Below are 19,288 nucleotides of genomic sequence, written 5' to 3' on the forward strand. Positions count from 1 at the left end.
GCTTAGCGCCTTGCGGCAGCGATGCAGGTCCGCGTCCGCTTCCACTCGATTCATCGAGGACAGCCTGGCCGAATTCCCGTGTCTGCGTTGCGACCATCGTGTGAGAGGCAACGCTTCCATCGTCAATCCTGTCCGCCATGTTGCTCTCGTTGCGAGCTCATACGGATGCCCCTGGTGAATGAAACGGAGTTAAAATATGTCCGATGCAAAACTGCAAACTGTGCTTTCGGCTCTTCCGCCAGTGACGCGACAGTTAGATGCTCTGCCGTCCAACGGACCAGCGCCGGACGGAAATTTTGTCAAGCTGAATACGAATGAGAACCCGTTTCCGTTGCCGCCAATCATAATGCAAAGTGCAGTGGCGGCCCTCAAGTGCCAGTATCTATATCCGGATGACGATAACATCAGCTTGAGGGAAGCGGCGTCCAGCACCTATGGCGTTTCCAGGGATCAGGTCATCGCAGGCAACGGGTCGTCTGAACTGCTCGGACTCATCTACAGAGCTTTCCTCGCGCCTGGCGACAAGGTTGCGATGATGTCGCCAGGGTTTTCGTTCAACCGCAAACTTGCCATGATTCAGGGCGCCGAGTTTCTCGAAATCGGATGTCAAGCTCATTCCCTGCCAATGGAGCAATTGCTTTCCGGTCCGGCAAAAGACGCCAAGTTCATTATGTTGGCCAATCCAAACAATCCGACCGGAACATTCCTCCCGATAAGCGATATCGAACGCCTCGTAGCACAATCAGACCGCTTGGTTGTCCTTGATGAAGCCTACGTCGACTTTGCACCCGATCATGGCCTGCGCCTCATCAACCAGTATCCGAACGTTCTGATCTTGAGGTCATTCTCGAAAAGCTATGCCGCCGCCGGCATTCGCGTCGGTTTCGGTTTCGGTCACCCTGAAATTATTGGCAGGCTGCGAAACATCCAGAACGTCTTCAACATGAACGTCATCGGGCATGCCGTTGGTATCAGCGTGCTTGCGCATCGCGGCGCCTACGCAGAGAACCACAAGCACATCAAGGATGAACGAGAGCGAGTGACAGTCGCGCTGTCGCAACTCGGATTTTCCGTAACGCCCTCCCGCGCAAATTTCTTGCTGGCCCGTGTGCCCGCGGGACAGGACGGCTCATGGTGGCAAGCAGCATTGGAAAGGCAAAAGATACTTGTCGCGTTTTTTCCGGACAAAGGCTTGGAACACTGCATCCGCGTCAGCATCGGCACAAAAGAGCAGATGGATGCATTTCTTGCTGCCGCTGGCGACATTGCTGGAAGCTTAACGGTGCCAAGCTCCAAGGGCAGGGAAGCGTCAGGCTCTGCTTCTTCGTTACGCTGACGCTAATCGGCGATCACACACATCTCTTCCCACTTGCTTGGTTGGTCATCCCAGCAAGAGAACAGCCTGCTTTTAAAATCGGGGACTTATCGAGTGACAAACGTCTTTCCTTCAAACCTAGCGTTCGGCATCTTCGATCATCTGGACGAGGATGGCCGCGACATCGGTCGGCAATACGAAGATCGCCTGATATTAGCAGAGGCGTGCGATCAGCTAGGGTTCTATGCCTATCATCTCGCAGAACATCACTGTACTCCCCATGGGAGAGGTCCATCGCCGAATCTGTTCTTATCGAGCGTCGCCCAGCGCACCCGGCGCTTGCGTCTCGGACCCTTGGTGATGCTGCTTGCGCTTTATCATCCGCTGCGTGCGTTCGAAGAGATCTGTATGCTGGACCAGTTGAGCGGTGGCAGGCTCGAACTGGGCATAGGGCGCGGTGCTCTCCCGATCGAATTGGGCTACTTCGGGATTGGTGCGGACGCGGTGCCGGGCCGTTATGCCGAAGCCAGCGAAATCCTCATGGAAATACTTGTTAATCCGATGAAGGTCGGCACGCTATGCTATCAAGGCCGCCATTTTGATCTCAATGACGTTCCTTTGACGTTAAGACCTCATCAGCGTCCACATCCGCCGACATGGGTCGCTGCCACTCGACCCGAGTCCGCAGCTTGGGCGGCTGCGAATGGAACAAATATCGCGTGTGTAGGACCTTCCTCTTCTGTTCGCAAAACTACTGATGCGTTCCGCGCCTATCGAGAGGACAACGCTGGCGCGGGGGATCAGGCGCAATTTATCGGATTGCTCCGCATGGTCGTGGTTGGGCGTTGTGACACACATGCCTATTCGCTCGCGGCACCTGCTTACGAACGCTGGCTCAAGAGCTTCCAATTCCTTTACGAGCTTAACGCTATCCCCACTCCACCAAACCTGCCGCTGACCTTCGATGCGGCGGTCGAGAGTGAATTGTGCGTGGTAGGATCAGCAGAATCTGTGCGAAAAGCTCTGTTAGGTCAGTTGGAAGAGGCAGGTGCCAACTACCTGCTTTGTCAACTGGCATTTGGAAATCTGCCGCTAGATGCTTCCCTGTACACTGCGACGACCATCCAATCCGAAATCATGGCTCGACTTGGCTGACCATGAAATTCGCAGTCTGAGGTTGAATCGTTGTACAGCGCTCCCTCACATCCACGTGCTCTAGCGTGCACGTGGTGGGGACGGGCAATCGGGAGGGAGGCCAAACTGACGACGAGCCGGCGGCACAGAATACCAGGTTTGTGCGTTGGCTGGCGTCTGGGCCATCTTGTGAACCTGCATGATCCTAAGGAGATGATGGCCGAGCGCGTCACAATGCAGGCACGCGTCTGCTCGTCCCGCTCGCGCTAGCCGTTGCCCATAGCCCGCGGCAGAGGTTCTTCTCGCCCGGGGCGGCGTCGGTGCGGCACCTCCAGCTTCATCAGCGGCCCGGCGGTAGCAAAGCCGCCACTCGCTTCGGCGCTGTTGAGGGCGCGCTCGCGAGCGGCTTTGCTACGCCCAGCCACCACCAGGAGCGAGCTCGCCCGATGATGGGGTGCACCGCGGTCGGGATACGATGCTGGAGGAAATCGTTCGCAGCCGGTCTTCACGAACTGCGAGGAGTGCTTGTCCTTGAATGCTGCCTGCTGGCCGTCTGCGGTGCCTGAGTGGTCCGCCGACACGCCCGAAAGTCAACGCCACTACCACAAGGCCGCCAAAAAGTCAGGTCTGGGAGCCAGCTTGCACGGTGGTCTCGTGTTCGGGGATGTCGTCGAAGGAGGCATAGTTGAGATAGTAGAGTTTGGAATACAGGCCGCCCATGGCTATTAGCTCATCGTGGTTGCCAGTCGCAACAACTTGGCCATTCTGAAGCACGATGATGCGGTCGGCCCCCCGGATCGTGGCGAGGCGGTGGGCGATGACGAGGCCAGTCCGCCCTTCAAGCAGCTTGATCAGAGCCTTCTGAATCTGCAATTCCGTGTAGCTGTCGATGTTGGCGGTAGCTTCGTCGAGCACGAGGATCTTGGCGTCAGCGACGAGGGCCCGGGCGAAACTGATAAGCTGGCGCTGGCCAAGAGATAAGTTGTCGCCGCGTTCGCCAAGTTGGGTCTCATACCCGTCGGCGAGGCTCATGACGAAGTCATGCGCGCCGACCGCCGTCGCCGCCTCGATCACCTTGTCGCGCGTGGCTTCCGTCTTCTGGTATCGAATGTTCTCGAAGACCGTCCCGGTGAACAGGAATGGCTCCTGCAGCACCATGGCGACCTGGCGGCCGAGCGATTCTTGGGTGAGGTCGCGCACATCATGCCCGCCGACCAGCACCTGACCCTGCTGAACATCATAGAAGCGGTGGACCAGGGCCATCGCACTCGATTTGCCAGAACCGCTCGGTCCGACCAGTGCGACCGTCTCGCCGGGGTTGACCCTGAAGGAGACATTTTTCAGAACCGAACGGTTCGGATCGTAGCCGAATGTGACGTCCCTAAACTCGACCGAGCCGTCCATTTCGGGCGAAAGTACCTCGGCATTGGGTTTGTCCTGAACATCGATCTTGACATCGAGCACATCGGTCAGGCGCTTGCCTGAGGCCATGGCGCGCTGCATGATCGAATATTGCAAGGTGAGTGAGCGGATCGGGTCAAAGAAGCGCTGGATGTAAAACAGGTAGGCTACCAACACGCCCACATCTATACGGCTATTCACGACCATCGAGCCGCCGACCACAATAACGGCGGCCAAGGCGAGGCCCGTGAGGCCATCGACGATAGGCACCATGACCAGTGCATATCTGGCAGCGATCAGTTGGGTCCTGAGGTTGGCATGGGCCTGGTCGTCGAAAAGAATGAAATTCACCTGCTGGCGATCCATCGACTGTATGGTCCGCACGCCGTGAATGGCTTCGGCCAGCGCGCCATTAACGACGGAATTGGTTTCGTGTGCAGCCATGAAGGCGTCGCGGGCACGCGGCAGCCAGACAATGCGGACGATCACCAGGATCGGTAGAACCGACAGCGTCAGGAGGCCGAGGCGAAAGTCGAGCCACAGCATTACGAAAACGATGCCGAAGAGAAGCGCAACATCGCCTAGGGAATATACCGAGGTTTCCAGGAACTCCTGTATGGAGTTAACGTCGCCTTGCAGCCGCGACATCAGGCGTCCGACCTCAGTCTTGTCCATGAAAGAGAGCGAAACCTTTTGCAGATGGCCAAACATGGCGCGGCGGATGTCGAACAGGACAGTTTCGGCAATTTTCCCATCCAAGGTTTCCTGCATGTAACCGGCGGCGAAATTGACCAAAATCGCCGAAAGGAACGCGCCGACGGCCGCAAGCTGGGCTGAGCGATCGCTCGCTGCCGGGTTCATGCCCTGGTCGATCGCGTAGCGGATGATCAAGGGGATGAGAAGCTGCGTCCCGGTGAAGATCAACATCGCGACAATCGTGACAACTACCTTTGCCCGATAGGGATGGACGAAGCCCCAGATCCGGCGGAGGATGCTCTTGTCGAAAGCCCGGCCGAACATCTCCTCCTCGATCCGGTGCGAGCCGACGACCGCGCGCGGAGGGCGTCTGCCGTCGTCACGTTCGGCTTCGAGTTCGCCGGGGCCCTGGTCCATCAGCGGGCGCCCCCATACTGGGTCATATGCTAACACCTGGGCGCGTCTGGAGATCGTAAAGGGCCCTGTAGCGTCCCCGCTTCGCCAGAAGCTCTTCATGCGTGCCGCGTTCTACGATTTCGCCGTTATCGACAAAAAGGATCTGATCGGCATGCATAAGCGCACTCAGCCGGTGCGCGATGATGATCGTCACCCGATCCTTGGCGAAGCGCCGCGTCGCCGCGCGAATGCGCTGCTCGGTGCCGGCATCGATCGCGGCCATCGAGTCGTCGAAAACGACGACAGAGGGGCGCAGCATCATGGTGCGAGCAATCGTGAGACGCTGGCGCTGGCCGCCAGAGAGAGAGACGCCGCGTTCGCCCACGACCGTCTCATACCCTGCTGGGAGCCCGAGGATGTAGTTGTGGAGCTGGGCGAATTCGCCAGCGCGTTCAATTCGCTGTCTCTTCGCCCAGGGGTCGCCATAAGCGATGTTGTTCTCAATCGTGGTGGTGAACAGGAACGCATCCTGCTGTACAACGGCAACCGCCTTGCGAAGGCTCTCGAGGGTGACATTGCGTATGTCCTGGCCGTCCAACGTGATGGCGCCACCGGTCACGTCGTAAAAGCGGGGGATCAGATGAGCCATCGTCGATTTGCCGGAACCCTGCGGACCGACGATCGCGATCGTCTCGCCTCTCCGGGCCTCAAAGCTGAGGTTCTTCAGAATGGCGCGGTTTTCGACATTGGGGTACGCAAATGAGACATTGTGGAAGCGCAGAGTGCCGTCGCTTATCTCAAGCAGTCTGGCCTCGAGAGCATCCCTGATCGTGATCTCCTGATCGAGGAGACCGAAAAGCCGCGAACCGCAGCTGGAAGCGCGGGCAAAGGCATTGACCATGAGGCCGATCTGGCGGACTGGCATTTGCAGGATGGTCATGAAGGTCAGGAAGGTCGCCATCGTTCCGACGCTGATCTCGCCAGCGATGAGCTTGTTGCCACCGATCCAAAGCACCAATCCCATTGCGAAAAAGAAGGACAAGGTCATCGCCGACGTGCTGGGTACGTAGATGTCAACGAGATCGTTGGCGAGGCCGAGCGCGGTCTTGGAAGCGCGGTCGAACTTCAGCATCTCATAGGATTGAGCCGCAAAAGCGCGGACCACGCGGATGCCTGCGAGATTTTCCTTCATCACGCGGCTTAGTACCGAAAGGCGCTCATAGAGGTCGAGCCAGGTGGCGCGCAGCCTAAGCTGTGTGGTCGATGAGCGCCAGGCGACAAAAGGCACGAAGCTCAGCGCGACCAGGCCGAGCATGAGATCGATCGAGATCATCATGTAGGCGCCGATCCCGATCAGCATGGTGAGCAGGACCACGCGAACGAGCGCGGTGGAAAAATACATCCGCACCCCTTGGAGATCGAGCATTCCGATGGTGATCAGATCGCCTGAATGGACCCGATCGTGAAAGGAAAAGCTGAGACGCTGGATCTTGTCGTAGTAGGCGAGCCGCAGTTCGTACGCGACATGATGCCCGACGGCTTCGGCAAAATAGTTCTGCGCCATCGTGAAAAGGCCGCGTAGCGCGCTGACGGCGAGCAGCAGGAGAGCCGGGGTCCAGAGCGCTTGCCCTGCCGCGCTCCCGCCGCCCCCGATGGCTGTCTGGGCCTGGTCGACAGCCCGGCCGAGAAGCTGGGGAATGAGCAACTGGAGGATTGCCGCCATGATCGTCGAGCCCATAGCGAAGGCGACCTGCCAGGGATGCCGAAAATTCATACGCGTTATGCGCAACAGCGTACTCAAATCCCGGCCCCAGCGCGCCGCTTCAACATGGGTCAACGAATTCAGAGCGTTCGTTGCGCTGCCGACAGCATCACTGTTCACGGGTGTATTCCCGACTGCATTTTGCGCCTTCGAGGAAAGCCGAAGGACGCATCATCAAAGGCGACCGCCATTTTAATCCTGTCCACAACCTGCAGCCTTGCCCGTTCCCAGAAGCCGAGCCGCCGCTTCACCTACTGGCATGTCGATCACCGTGATTCCGCTTGCCGCAAGGAAACGCGCTTCGTTTCTGGTCAGGGTTTCCGCGTCCATTACAGTGCAGTAGGGACCGCGGGAGCGCTTCATGATCTGTCTGGCGTAGGTGCGCAGCATCTGATCGTTGAAGCGGCAGCCAACGAAGAAAAATCCACGGGTGATGCGCCGTTCCTTCACCACGTCTGGGATCGGTGTCTGGATATCAATTTCGGTCAGGACTTCGACATAGTCGGAATCTGCGACGAGAAAGTTTTGCGAGGGCCTACTACTCCCGTGAGGTGCATAGAGGACCGTCTTTGCCCCCGATCGAGCGTCGAGCTCCCTCCCGGACAAATCGTAGGTTTTCGTCCAAATGTTGCCGATTTCGTTCGCCCGCGTGACGCCTTGTATCTCAACGACGTCCGTTCGGCCGGTCTCCACGAGAGCCGTGCGCATCGCGCTGTCATACCAGCTGTCGATGATGAGGGAGAGCGGCAGCCTTGCGAGCCAGGCGTGGAGGAGGGTTGGCCTCACCGGCGCTGCGAATATCTCGGTCATCCAAGCTTGAAGCGTCCGGCGATGCCGGCGCTGTTCGATGAACTGCGCAACCGACCACATATTGGTGCGGATCCTGGAAGGGGCGGGCGCCCGTGCATTGAGTGCCGCGGCAACGACCTCCGGAGTATGCGGCACTGGCGGTTCCGCACAGTTCAACCCAAGAAGACCCGGACCGAGATAGGGGATCACCTCATCGGCGGCGAGCGCTTCCTTCGCCAAGTCAAGCAGCTTATCGGCAAAACTGTCCCGCACGATGACGAGGTGGTCCGATGTCAGGATCGTGTTCATGCTCGTTTCCTCGCGACGCACCTAGGGGCAGCATCAGTCCTCTTCGGAAACCTTCCTTGCCTCGACAGTGATCGGCAGACGCGTATCCCGTGGAAGATCGGGTAGGAGGAGCCGCCACCCGTTCCGGAGCGTGATAGTTCCGCCCCACAACTCTTCCTTCTCGAGCTTGATGATCGGCTCTTCGAGGTCTTTTTTGGGGACATACGCCGACAAGCCAGCATCGGTCCTGCGGATCATGACTTTCATCTGGCCGTCCCTTCATTGGAATTGCTTTCAGCACTGCAGGACGCCTCGGCTTTGTCGAGGCTCATCAGTTCACGCGCTCGCATGCCGACGACGGTGCCACGGTCGATCCACTCGACCGCATAGATGAAGAACTGCTGGAGAAAGGTGCCGATGTCGCGCACATATCCCTCGTCGCCCTTGCGCACGAGATTTTCGCCGATCTCCCTGCCGGGATAGGTGCCGTCATTCTTTATGTGGCGAGTAGCACGTACCCGCTCTCCCGGCATGAAGCGTGGCGGCGTGCGGATTTCGATCTCCTCTTCGCGTCCGAGCGACATGTCCGTTCCCTGATTTCTCTTGGGGCTGCAGATTGTGAACAAGGCGTTCCTGGCGTGCTGCGTAGGCAACCCCAACCATGTCGGCAGCCCATGGGGTCACGCAGGAACGCAGGTCTTCGGCACCGGACATACCGAGGCACATTGCTGCGCATCGAAGACCCCCTCGCATTCGGTGCACTTCTGTGACTCGATCACGTAGCTCTCGCCTTTGAACTTGATCGCGCCGGAAGGACATTCGAATTCGCAGGCGCCGCATTGGGTGCATTGGGATGCGATGATCTTGAAAGCCATTTTAACTCCTGGTCCGAATGGATGAGACAGCTCAGGCCGTCGCCGCGAGTGCGGGGGCCCCTGACGTGGCGGTGTAAATCGCGCTGATTGCCGTCTCGATATAGTCATGGGCAAAAGCATCGGTCGCTTGGATTCCAGCCTCCGCGAGCTGATCCTGCGGGCAAGTTCCAATCCTGGCGCACAGCACGATATCTATGCCTTGAAGGGCTGCGATGATGCCATCGAGGGTGGCCTCTGCGCTCCAGCCGCCGAGACAATACTGCTCGACCTTGCGATGGCCGACAAAGCTGATGCCTCTCGGCGAGGCTTCGTAAACCTGGAATTCCTTCGCATGGCCGAAATGTTCGTTGACGCGGCCGCCGCCCTTGGTCGCCACCGCGAAGAGGACGGATTTGCCGGGCCTCGCTGCCTTGACCAATCCGATCGCTTCACTTCTGGCCGCCACGTGATCACGGCGCTCCTGCGCGACCAACTCCCGATAAGCCTTGCGTTTGCTGGCATCGTAGGTGACCTCGCCGGGAATCCGGTCGGCCGTGAATTCCTGGCCACGATCCTCGCCAAGCATGCCGACGGCATCTGCCCGGCACTGCCGGCAGTGGCGCATCAACTGGGCGCCGCCTTCGAGACGATCCTGAAGAGCCTTCAGCTCCTTTGCGTTTGGGCCGCGCTGCCCACTCAGTCCGTAGTGCGTGCCGTGCGCCGGGTCCGAAATCAGCGGCATGAGGTTGTGCAGGAACGCGCCTCGCTCCTTGACCCATCTATTCACCTCGATCAGATGCTCATCGTTCACGCCAGGAATCATCACCGAATTGATTTTGGTGAGGATGCCGCGCGCGGTCAGCATCTCCAGGCCCAACATCTGCCGCTCGTGCAGGATCCGGGCGGCTTCGATGCCGACGTAGCGGCGATGGTCGTAAAAGATCCAAGGATAGATCTTTGCACCGACCTCAGGGTCGACCATGTTGATGGTGATCGTCACGTGATCGACATTCATGTCAGCAAGCTCATCGACATGGTCCGGTAGCGCGAGCCCATTCGTGGAGATGCAAAACTTGATGTCTGGGATTTCCCTGGCGACCCTGGCGAAGGTCGCCTTCGTCTTCTTCCAGTCGTAGCAGGCGTCGCCCGGTCCGGCGATGCCGAGCACGGAAAGCTGCGGCACCTCGCTGGCGACCGCGATCGCCTTGCGTAGCGCCTGGTCGGGCGTCAGCTTTTCGGAGGCCACCCCAGGCCGGCTTTCGTTGGCGCAGTCATATTTGCGATTGCAGTAGTTGCACTGGATGTTGCAGCCCGGCGCGACCGCGACGTGCATGCGCGCAAAATAGTGATGCGCCTCTTCTGAAAAGCAGGGGTGATCCTTGATCTTCTCCCAGACAGCCGGATCCGTGTCGTCGGGCTTTGTCGACGAGCCGCAGGACGAAGACGCGCAGCCCCCGGGTTTCATGGTGCCAAGCAACTGGTCACCGAATGTCGTGCTGAGGCTCTCAAGCGAAATTGCCGGTGCAGACATGAACGGCTCCATTGCTGCGTGATGTCGCAGTTCAAAGCGCAAGAGCTATGCCAGCTCAAAGAGCTGTTTCGGTTCACGAATAGGCTTGTCGTGTCAGATTCCTTCGGATTGCTCCGACACACCTTTGTCGGGCTTACGACAGTGGACAAGCAAATAGGGTCGCGAGGCTAGCAGCCTCGGGCGCGCAGAGTGTGAGCGAGACCACTCCGGGCTGCTTACGGTTGACGTCATCACGACGTCTAGAATTTCTTCACCACGATACCATGCCGACGCAGGGCGTAGCCGACTTGCCGCGGCGTGAGGCCGAGGATACGAGCCGCCCTGGCCTGAACCCAACCGGCCTTGTCCATCGCGTCGATCACCCGGTCGCGTTCCGCCAGACGCGGGGGACAAGCGGGATCGTTCGGATCGCCGGCCGTAAGGGGAGATATCTTGCCTGCGGAGGCACCGATGCAACTGGCCGGCAGCCGCAATCCGACCGGCACTGCGTTGACCCGTGCGAGATCGTCGATGGCATTGCCGCCATTCGAGCGGTCGGCTCGCTTCCAGAGGAGCCAGGAAAGGCACTGGCCCTTTTTACAGGCGAAATCGGATGGAGTGATCGTCCTTGAGCGCGCAAGTGTGGCCGTCCTTTGGACGCAGTTCTCCAGCTCGCGGACGTTACCAGGGAAGTAACATTGCGAGATCAGGTCAAGCGCCGGCGCCGCGAAGGCTAGTGCGCGATCGTTCTCCTTGTTGAACCGGTTGAGGAAGGCGTTCGCAAGACGTGGAATATCGCCGGGTCGCTCTCTGAGCGGCGGCAGGATAATTGGCACGACATTGATGCGGTAATAAAGGTCGGCCCTGAACTCCCCTTTTATGACGGCCGTCTCGAGGTCCTTGTTGGTGGCGCATATGAGGCGCACGTCGACCTGTAGCGTTTTGTTGCCGCCGACTCGCTCCAACTCGCCTTCCTGCAAGACACGCAACAGCTTGGCTTGAAAGGCCGGCGAAATCTCGCCGATTTCGTCAAGTAGCAGCGTTCCCTCATTTGCCAATTCAAAACGACCGGCGCGCTGGGAGATAGCACCCGTGAAAGCGCCCTTTTCATGCCCAAACAGTTCTGACTCCAGAACGCTTTCAGACAGTGCGGCGCAGTTCAATTTGACGAAAGACTTCTTCCTCCGACGTGAGAGCTTATGGATGGCCTGCGCAAAGAATTCCTTGCCGGTGCCGCTTTCACCCCGCAGAAGCACGGTGGAATTGGTCCCTGCTACGACCGAGACGGTTTCGAGCACCTGCTTGAGTGCGGGGCTTTCCCCGATGATCCCGTCGATTTTGGCATCCGCATGCCGGGCAGGGCCGTAGGTCCTCCCCTCGTTGGGCGATTTCTCCGGTCCCGATTGCTCATGGCCACACCGCTGACGATCTGTACTCAGGGCGCGATGGAGGCGGATGGTCCGGCCGACAAGGTTGGCGACCATCGTCAGGAAATAAATGTCCTCGTCGTCGCGAAAGTCGGTGGCGCCGTCTCCGGCGCGGTCGATCGACAATGTCCCAAGGATCTTATGATCAGCCTTTAGCGGGATACCGATAAAGGCAATTGGGATGGTTCCGATGCTCGAAGACGTTTGAAGGTCAGCCTGAAATAGTTGGGACTTGCGCACGTCCGGTATGAAGAGCGGCGTCCCCGTAGCGACGATTTGATCTGTTACGGCCTGTGGTATGACGCGGCGAGTGCCTGATTGACGTACGTGGGTATTGCCGGCAGTCGCGGCAATCTCCAGCTCTCCTTCAGCGTCCAGGACGACGATTGCTCCGTGACGCATCTGCAGAAATGAAGGCAGGACGTTCACGACATTGGCGAGCGTAATCTCCAGCTCGCTGGGGGCGGTCAGCACCTTCGATATCTCGTAGAGTCCTCTGAGCGCGATATCTGATTGGGGCATGCTTTTGATGGGCGGTTCAGGGCGGGTCTCCCGAGGTCCAACCTCGTCGACCCGATCTTGCGGTCCGTGGGTCATGGAAACACCTCAGGGGTTGTGGTCCAGAGTGCTCCTCCTTTTTTATCTGAATTCTGAAAGCACAGTATTCACGAGCTTCTCTTCGTCAAAGCGACGATCGAAGCAACGAAGATAGACTTGGCGTTGGGCGAGACCTAAACTGTATCAAGATCAACCCTCTTAATACGTGCGTGCGTCGGTCATCCGAATTTGAAGAGGACTCCGAAACCGCCGCGTGGATAGTTCCACTCGATCTCGCCACTGGTCTCACACAAAATCCGGCAGGTGCCGCACTCCATGCAGCCGTCAGCAGTGATCTCCACTTGACCTTTGTCGTTCAACTCATAACATTTCGCCGGGCAGACGTGGGTAAGCGCGAGCAAGTTCGCGCTTGGCCTCTCGTGCGGTCGCACTTTGATATGCGGGCGGCCGGAATCCACCAAGTAGCGGTTCTGGTAAAGCTTGTCCTCGACACGTGACTTTGTCACTGCGATCGTCATTTCGTCTCCCTTCAGCGCCACGCCAATGCAAGGCGGACCGCGTCGCTGACCAGCCCCCAACGCGAGCGCGCCTTGATGAAGGCCGCCGTGGTCGCCTTTTCCTTCTCGATCTTCGGCGTGCCGTCGACACGCATGAAGTTCTGCGCGGCTTGCGACATCAACCGCGGATAAGTTGTGAAGTAATTGCAGGAATTGGTGTGGAGCAAGGCCGGCATATCTTTGTATTTCTTTAGGTCCTTGACCACGAAGGACTTGTCCAGCATGGCTTTGTAAAGAGCGAGATTTCGTTTGGTCATAGGAGCGTTGCGGCTGTTGACCTCGATGATTGCCTCAGCCGCGATGCGGCCGGAGGTCATGGCGAGGTTCGAACCCTCGCGGTGAATGGCGTTGTTCAGTTGCGCGGCATCGCCGACCACGACCCAACCGTCGCCAAACAGCTGCGGAATAGCCTTGTAGCCGCCTTCGGGAATGAGGTGTGCGGAATATTCTTTCACTTCCGAGCCGGCGATCAGCGGCCGGATCGAAGGATGGCTCTTTAAGGCGTCGAGGAGAACGTAGGGGCTCTCGACCATCGCGGCGAAATCGGAGACGAGGCAGCCAATGCCCAGTGAGATCGACTCCTTGTTGGTGTAGAGGAAGCCGAGCCCGGCCATGCTGCGGGAGGTCGTGCCCACCGCCTCGATCACGCAGCCTTCATCGCCCTTGACGCCGAACCGCTGCTCAATGACCTCTTCGGGCAGGAAATGCATTTCCTTGACGGCGAGCGCCACGGTTTGTGGCTTCGGCATCTGCCGCAGGCCGGCTCGCGTGCCAAGCAGTCCGCAGACACCTTCTGCGAGAACGACCACGTCCGCGTAGATGGCTCCGCCGGCCCGGTCTGTGCGCACGCCAATCACCCTGTCCTTGGCGTCACGGATGAGCTCCGTCACGGTCGTCTCGCACAGAACCGTCGCGCCGGCCTCGCGCACCTTACGCGAAAACCATTTGTCGAACTGGGCACGGATGATTGTGTATCGGTTGGGCTTGGCCTCATTGAAGTCGTCCGACCGATAGTGAATCCCGGTATGGGATGTGTCGTCCATCACCCAAAGCCGCTGTTCAACCAAATGCCGCTCGAGAGGCGCATCGTCCCTGAAATCCGGGATGATCTTCTCCAGCATGTTCGCGTACATGATGGCACCTTGGACATTCTTGGAGCCCGGATATTCACCGCGCTCCAACTGCAGCACCTTTAGGCCATGGCTGGCCATGGTGTAAGCAGCTGCGTTTCCGGACATGCCTGCCCCAACAACAATGGCGTCGAAGTTTTCCTCGATCATGTCCGTCCCTTAGCTCGCAAGCTTATCGCGACTGTGGGGCGACAGCCGCCGGGTGAAGGCTTCCGTCAGTGCGGGCAGGAAGCGGATCGCGTCGGTGACGATTCCGAGGTGAGCGAAATCGAAAATCGGCGCGTTCGGGTCGGTATTGATGGCCACGATGAGATCCGCCCCCTCGACGCCAACCCGATGCTGGACGGCGCCGGAAATCCCGGCCGCTATGTAAAGCTTCGGCCGGATGGTCTTGCCAGTTTGGCCGATCTGCCGATCAGCTGGCATCCAGCTCTTCTGGACTAACGGGCGCGAACAGCCATGCTCGGCGCCGATTGCTCGCGCGAGGTTCTTCACAAGCTGCAGGTTCTCCGCCGCGCCAAGACCAAGGCCTCCCGCAACCACGACGTCGGCATAGGCAAGGTTTGCCTTTGCCGACTGATTGTCCGGCAGGAAGCCGAGGACTTTGGTAGCGATCTCGTCCTCGGCAAGCGAGAGCTTGTGCCGGATGACACGCCCGACCGGTTTATCCGTCCGCTGCGGCATGGGCATGACCCTTGGCCGCACTGTCGCCATCTGAGGGCGGAAATTGAGCGTATAGATCGTGCACAACAAGGAACCGCCGAAAGTCGGACGCGTGGCGGCGAGCGAACTGTCGGTATCCACATCGAGTTCGGTGCAGTCGGCCGTGAGCCCTGTCTGCAAGGTCGTCGCCACGGAGCCGGCAAGATCCCTGCCGAGTGTGGTGGCACCGAGAAGAAGGATTTCGGGTTTGTGGGTATCGACCAGATCCGTCATCGCCTTGGTGAAAGGCTCGTTCCGATAGTCGGCGAGCAGGGGCGCCTCGGCGATGTAGACAAGGTCAGCACCATAAGCGAATGCTTCGGCAACGGCGTTCCCGACGGCCTCTCCCGGCGGTCCGAGCACGACGCCTGCAAGCTGGACCTGAAGCTTGTCTGCTAATTTGCGGCCTTCGCCGAGCAGTTCGAATGATACGGGATGGACCTGGCCGCGTTCGAGCTCGATGAAAACCCAGACGTGCCGGTAGTCCTTGAAATGGGCGGGCAGCTCCTTCTTTATGCCGGCGCGGCCGGCGGCAGGGCGAGGGGTTTCTCGGTTCGCGGTCGACATCGTTTTACTCCTTGCCGTCACGCGCCGCCGTTGAAGGCGAGCTCATGTTCCAGCGCCGGCTGGCGGGTGAAGATTGCGGTGATGAGTTCGTCAGCGACATCGCGCAAGGCCTTCTCGGCGGTGTCGATTAGTGCCGCCTTTTCAGCTCGCGCAGCAGGGGCGAAAACACGCTTGACGACCGTCGGTGAGCCGCGCAGGCCGCATTTGGTGAGATCCTCGATGCCGGCGTCGGCCGCGCTCCATTTCAAGACCTGGCTGCGCGCGGCGCACAAGGCGTCGTGGATCGAGCCCCGGCGGATCTCGTTTGTGCCTTCCAGCATGGTGATGAGGCAAGGCAGCCTGCTCTTCAGCATCTGTGTGCCGCCTTCGGAGCGGCGCTCGACCTTGATCTCGCCTGCAGCAAGGTCAATAGAGGGGATCTTCGCGACATAGGTCAGTTGCAGGAGTCCGAGGCGCTTGGCGATGCCGGGCCCGACCTGGGCGGTGTCGCCATCGATCGTCTGCTTGCCGGTGAAGACGAGATCTGGCGTGCCGAACGTTTCGCCGACCTTCGCGATTGCCTGTGAAAGGGCGAACGAGGTCGCCAGCGTGTCGGAGCCGGCAAAATAGCGGTCGGTCAAGAGCACCGCTCGGTCGGCGCCGTAGCCGAGCGCCTTGCGCAGCGCGTCCTCTGCCATGGGCGGACCCATGGTGAGCACAGTGACTTCGCCGCCATACGCATCGCGCAGTCTGAGCGCTTCTTCGAGGGCGAACAGGTCGTAAGGGTTGATGATGGTCGGAACACCCTGGCGCATGATTGTGTTCGTCACCGGATGGACCCTTATCTGTGCCGAGTCCGGCACCTGCTTGATGCAGATTACGATGTGCATTGGCGGTTTCTCTAGGCTCCTGTCCGGGTGCGGGCATTGCGGTTATCTCCTTGATCCGCATAATTCGTGCCAAGTCTCTTGCGCTGCCCCCTTTCCTACAACTTGGGCTGGTTGCTTCTGACGGCGCTGTGGTGATGACCGGATTTGTCGGCTGCTCGACATTGTCGCGTCGCAACCCTTGTCGCCGCTCATTCCCGTCCGAACCGCTTCAGTACCGAGTCGAACGGGACAAAGGTGTGACCCGGCGCGGCAGGTTTGTTCGGATCGTGGTCTTTGAGCACCTTGAAGACCCGATGCGTGAGCGGCGAGGAAATCGCAAAGTCCTCGTAAGCGCGTTCGAGCGTCGCGCGCACCCTCGCGGCAATCACCTGGTCGGGCAGACCGGAGAAATCTTCGTCGGCAAGGTATTGGCCCACGCGTTTCATTATATGGAGCCGCGAGACATTCAGCACCTTCGGGTCATAGGAGACGCCAAGGACTGAGAAGAACTCCTCCGCGGCCGACAGGCGCTTCAGTCGTGCGAGGATGTCTGTGACATCGATGGGGCGGCTGTCAGCGGAACAATTCATTGCATTCTCCCTGGTCGCAAAACTGTGGCCTTTGCGCGCGCGCGCACGGCTGACCTGGACCCGCACAGCTCGAAGAGGGACGCCTCGCTGCACATTTTATCGTAGAGCTCGACCAGTTGAGTTGCAGTGAGCGTCGATTTGGTCTCGGCCGCCTCGCGCCGGACGCGGGCCACCATCGCGGCTGCCAGATCCGGGTCGAGATCGCGACCGCTTTCGCTCAGCACATGGGCAATCGCAGTGGCGCCGGAATGCTTGCCGATGACGATCCGCCGGCAGCGGCCCACGAGAGCCGGATCAAGCCCCTGATAAGTACGCGAATCCTTCAGCAGCCCTGCGACGTGAATGCCGGATTCGTGGGTGAAAACATCGGCGCCGACGACCGGCTTAGTGGCCGCGGTCTGCCGGCGGGCGGCCCAGGCCACCTCGGCGGCGAGGCCGGGCAATGCGGTCAGCTCGATGCCGGTATCCGCGCCGCCGAAGACCGCCATCGCGGCGGCCACCTCTTCCAGCGCGGCATTGCCCGCACGCTCGCCGAGCCCCAGGACGGTGACGGAGGCATGGCGCGCGCCTGCGCGGATCGCGGCTAGCGTGTTGGCGCCAGCAAGTCCGAGATCGTTGTGCGCATGAAATTCAAGGTCGATTGGAGACTGCGCCACTAGCTGGGCGACTAGTTCAAAGGTCGAAAACGGGTCGAGAACACCGACCGTGTCGGCTAGCCTGACGCGGCTTGCGCCAGCGCGTGCAGCCGTCTCGATGACGCGGGCGAGATGATCCCGATTGGCCCGCGAGGCATCCTCGCAGCCCACCGCGACAAAGAAGCCGGCGGCGGCGGCGCGCCTGACCATATGATCGATGACCTGGAGCGCTCCCGCCTTGTCGAGGCCGAGCTTGGCGGCAAGTTGGATGTCCGACGCTGGCAGCGATAGATTGACGGCGTGGACACCGCTCTCGATCGCTGCATCGAGATCCAGCGACGTCATCCGGCACCAAGCCATGAGCCGAACCGGGAGACGCCGCGCGACCACGGCGCGAATTGTTTCGATCTCGTCGACGCCCATGACCGGCGTGCCGATCTCGATCTCTGTCACGCCGGCCGCCGCAAGAGACTGGGCGATCTCCAGCTTTTCCGTCGTGGTAAAGGCGACGCCCGGCGCCTGCTCGCCATCGCGCAAGGTCGTATCGTTGAGAGAGACATGACGGGTCATGACCGGTAGCCTGTTCTTCTGCCGCTCACGCATAGACCGGATTACCCGGCCCAGAACCGAAAAAGCTGCGCAGCTTCCCCACGATTGCCGGCATGACCTCGAGCACCCGGTCGATATCCTCTTCGCTGTTGTCCCGCGCCAAGGAGAAGCGGACTGCCGCGTGCGGCGTTTTCATCGCGCTTAGGACATGGCTTGGTTCCAGAGAGCCGGAGGTGCAGGCCGAGCCAGAGGAACACGCGATGCCAATGCGGCTGAGGAGAAGTGGAATTCCATCACTGTCGACATGTTCGAAGGAGATGTTTGCGGTATTGGGCAACCGTTGCAGGGGATCACCAGTGACACAGGTGCTTGGGATGCACTGGAGGATCCCGCCCTCCAGGCGATCGCGGAGCGACTTCACCCGAGTGGTCTCGTCGCCCATGAATTTCAAGGCGAGTTCGGCCGCCGTCCCGAGCCCGGCTATGCCGGGCGTATTCTCGGTACCAGCACGCCGGTTGTGTTCTTGGTGACCCCCCTTGATGAGCGAATGGAAATTGACGCCACGTTTTACGAAAAGCGCGCCGATCCCTTTCGGCCCGTGCAGCTTGTGGCCGGAGAGCGACAGCATGTCGATTGCGGTCGACTTCAGGTCCATCGAAAGCTTGCCGACCGCCTGCACAGCATCGGTATGGAATAGGGCGCCCACTTCCTTGGCCAACTCGGCAAGCCTGGCCACGGGGAAGATCACACCAGTCTCGTTGTTCGCCCACATTATTGATACGATTGCCACCTGTGGTGTGAGGGCGGCCATATAGGCGTCGAGGTCGAGCCGGCCACGACAATCCACCGGGATCCTGTGCACCTTGACGCGGCGGGTCTTCTCAAGATGCGCGCAGAGCGTCAGCACGGCGGGATGCTCGACCGCGGACGTAACGATCTCGGTTCGGTTGGGCGCCGCCTCGAGCGCTGAAAGAAGCGCTGCATTGTCGCTTTCTGTCCCACCCGAGGTGAAGGTGATCTCATCGTCGAACTCCGCGCCGATCAGCGCTTGCAACTGCCTCCGCGCCTTTGTCACCGCCGCATTGACTGAGGCGCCAAGAGCGTGCGCTGACGAAGGGTTGGCGAATTGATCCCTAAAGAACGGCAACATCGCTTGCAGGACCGCAGGATCGACCCGTGTGGTTGCGTTGTTGTCGAGGTAGACAGGCTTCATAGGTGCGATCCTCAGTTGACCAGAATGACGCGGCGCGGACCGACTCGTTGAGCCTCTGGCGCATGCCGTTGATGATAATGGGCCTGAACTGGCAGCCCGCGCAGACGCCCGGAGTGTTTGACGCAGACCGGATCTCCGTCGAGATGGACATGTTCGCAGTGGCCGCCGTCAGTCCGCAGGTAAGGACGGCCCGAACGCGATAAGGTCTTCGATGAGCCGAATTTGGCACAGCAGCGCGATCTGTCCGCAAGCAGCTCGGGTGACACCAGGACCCGAGCTGTTTCGGGAGGCGGCCTTCTTTGCACCCTACCGGAAGCGAATGGCGGTCCCGAGATCCGTTTTCCTTGTTCTTTAGGACGGGGACATC

General features: G+C 59.8%; 18 protein-coding genes. 3 read left to right on the forward strand and 15 right to left on the reverse strand.

Annotated features, from left to right (window positions below; translation table 11 throughout):
* Nucleotides 1-196: 196 nt before the first annotated feature.
* Both hisC and NKI73_RS15830 read left to right on the forward strand, forming a co-directional pair.
* Nucleotides 197-1,336, forward strand: a complete 1,140-nt coding sequence (gene hisC / locus NKI73_RS15825) for a histidinol-phosphate transaminase (protein ID WP_352441435.1) — start codon at nt 197-199, stop codon at nt 1,334-1,336.
* A gap of 93 nt (nt 1,337-1,429) precedes the next feature.
* The gene (locus NKI73_RS15830) at nt 1,430-2,470 is read left to right on the forward strand and encodes an LLM class flavin-dependent oxidoreductase (protein WP_352631207.1); all 1,041 of its coding nucleotides are present in this window, start codon (nt 1,430-1,432) and stop codon (nt 2,468-2,470) included.
* A 600-nt stretch (nt 2,471-3,070) separates the two neighbouring features.
* On the opposite strand, the gene NKI73_RS15835 is transcribed toward NKI73_RS15830, so the two are convergent.
* The 7 genes from NKI73_RS15835 to nifB all read right to left on the reverse strand — a co-directional run bounded on the left by NKI73_RS15835 (nt 3,071) and on the right by nifB (nt 10,100).
* Complete coding sequence (locus NKI73_RS15835) at nt 3,071-4,963, reverse strand: ABC transporter ATP-binding protein (protein WP_352631334.1); 1,893 nt, start codon at nt 4,961-4,963, stop codon at nt 3,071-3,073.
* 22 nt (nt 4,964-4,985) lie between these two features.
* The gene (locus tag NKI73_RS15840) at nt 4,986-6,824 is read right to left on the reverse strand and encodes an ABC transporter ATP-binding protein (RefSeq protein ID WP_352631209.1); all 1,839 of its coding nucleotides are present in this window, start codon (nt 6,822-6,824) and stop codon (nt 4,986-4,988) included.
* Nucleotides 6,825-6,896: 72 nt separating this feature from the next.
* Nucleotides 6,897-7,802 carry an SIR2 family NAD-dependent protein deacylase gene (locus NKI73_RS15845; RefSeq protein WP_352631211.1) on the reverse strand — a complete coding sequence of 302 codons (906 nt, stop codon included), beginning with the start codon at nt 7,800-7,802 and terminating at the stop codon, nt 6,897-6,899.
* A gap of 33 nt (nt 7,803-7,835) precedes the next feature.
* Nucleotides 7,836-8,048 (reverse strand): putative nitrogen fixation protein NifT, encoded by a 213-nt coding sequence (gene nifT, locus NKI73_RS15850; RefSeq protein WP_023795981.1) that lies wholly within the window; start codon nt 8,046-8,048, stop codon nt 7,836-7,838.
* Complete coding sequence (locus tag NKI73_RS15855; protein ID WP_352631214.1) at nt 8,045-8,365, reverse strand: nitrogen fixation protein NifZ; 321 nt, start codon at nt 8,363-8,365, stop codon at nt 8,045-8,047. Before NKI73_RS15855 ends, nifT begins: the two co-directional genes overlap by 4 nt.
* A 96-nt stretch (nt 8,366-8,461) precedes the next feature.
* Complete coding sequence (locus tag NKI73_RS15860; protein WP_023672218.1) at nt 8,462-8,656, reverse strand: 4Fe-4S dicluster domain-containing protein; 195 nt, start codon at nt 8,654-8,656, stop codon at nt 8,462-8,464.
* A 31-nt stretch (nt 8,657-8,687) separates the two neighbouring features.
* Nucleotides 8,688-10,100 carry a nitrogenase cofactor biosynthesis protein NifB gene (gene nifB / locus NKI73_RS15865; protein ID WP_352631216.1) on the reverse strand — a complete coding sequence of 471 codons (1,413 nt, stop codon included), beginning with the start codon at nt 10,098-10,100 and terminating at the stop codon, nt 8,688-8,690.
* Here nifB and NKI73_RS15870 point away from each other — a divergent pair.
* Nucleotides 10,015-10,188, forward strand: coding sequence for a hypothetical protein (locus NKI73_RS15870; RefSeq protein ID WP_352631346.1), 174 nt, complete (start codon nt 10,015-10,017; stop codon nt 10,186-10,188). The two genes, nifB and NKI73_RS15870, sit on opposite strands and share 86 nt — an antisense overlap.
* Nucleotides 10,189-10,405: 217 nt before the next feature.
* Here NKI73_RS15870 and nifA read toward each other — a convergent pair whose 3' ends face one another.
* The 8 genes from nifA to nifS all read right to left on the reverse strand — a co-directional run bounded on the left by nifA (nt 10,406) and on the right by nifS (nt 18,921).
* Nucleotides 10,406-12,169, reverse strand: coding sequence for a nif-specific transcriptional activator NifA (nifA, locus tag NKI73_RS15875; protein WP_502909564.1), 1,764 nt, complete (start codon nt 12,167-12,169; stop codon nt 10,406-10,408).
* Between the two features lie 179 nt (nt 12,170-12,348).
* Nucleotides 12,349-12,648 carry a ferredoxin family protein gene (locus tag NKI73_RS15880; RefSeq protein WP_023678245.1) on the reverse strand — a complete coding sequence of 100 codons (300 nt, stop codon included), beginning with the start codon at nt 12,646-12,648 and terminating at the stop codon, nt 12,349-12,351.
* Between the two features lie 11 nt (nt 12,649-12,659).
* Entirely contained in the window at nt 12,660-13,967 is a 1,308-nt protein-coding gene (locus NKI73_RS15885; protein WP_352631218.1) for an FAD-binding protein, read from the reverse strand.
* Nucleotides 13,968-13,976: 9 nt separating this feature from the next.
* Nucleotides 13,977-15,086 carry an electron transfer flavoprotein subunit alpha/FixB family protein gene (locus NKI73_RS15890; protein ID WP_023766900.1) on the reverse strand — a complete coding sequence of 370 codons (1,110 nt, stop codon included), beginning with the start codon at nt 15,084-15,086 and terminating at the stop codon, nt 13,977-13,979.
* Between the two features lie 17 nt (nt 15,087-15,103).
* The gene (locus tag NKI73_RS15895; protein WP_023766899.1) at nt 15,104-15,955 is read right to left on the reverse strand and encodes an electron transfer flavoprotein subunit beta/FixA family protein; all 852 of its coding nucleotides are present in this window, start codon (nt 15,953-15,955) and stop codon (nt 15,104-15,106) included.
* 188 nt (nt 15,956-16,143) lie between these two features.
* Entirely contained in the window at nt 16,144-16,524 is a 381-nt protein-coding gene (nifW, locus tag NKI73_RS15900) for a nitrogenase stabilizing/protective protein NifW (RefSeq protein ID WP_023778148.1), read from the reverse strand.
* Nucleotides 16,521-17,729: a homocitrate synthase gene (gene nifV / locus NKI73_RS15905; protein WP_352631221.1), complete on the reverse strand. Its 1,209-nt coding sequence runs from the start codon at nt 17,727-17,729 to the stop codon at nt 16,521-16,523. The genes nifW and nifV overlap by 4 nt, the downstream gene beginning before the upstream one ends.
* 25 nt (nt 17,730-17,754) lie before the next feature.
* Nucleotides 17,755-18,921, reverse strand: coding sequence for a cysteine desulfurase NifS (nifS, locus tag NKI73_RS15910; RefSeq protein WP_352631223.1), 1,167 nt, complete (start codon nt 18,919-18,921; stop codon nt 17,755-17,757).
* Between the last annotated feature and the right edge of the window lie 367 nt (nt 18,922-19,288).

This window comes from Mesorhizobium sp. M0496 (assembly GCF_040321205.1).
Taxonomy (GTDB): Bacteria; Pseudomonadota; Alphaproteobacteria; order Rhizobiales; family Rhizobiaceae; genus Mesorhizobium.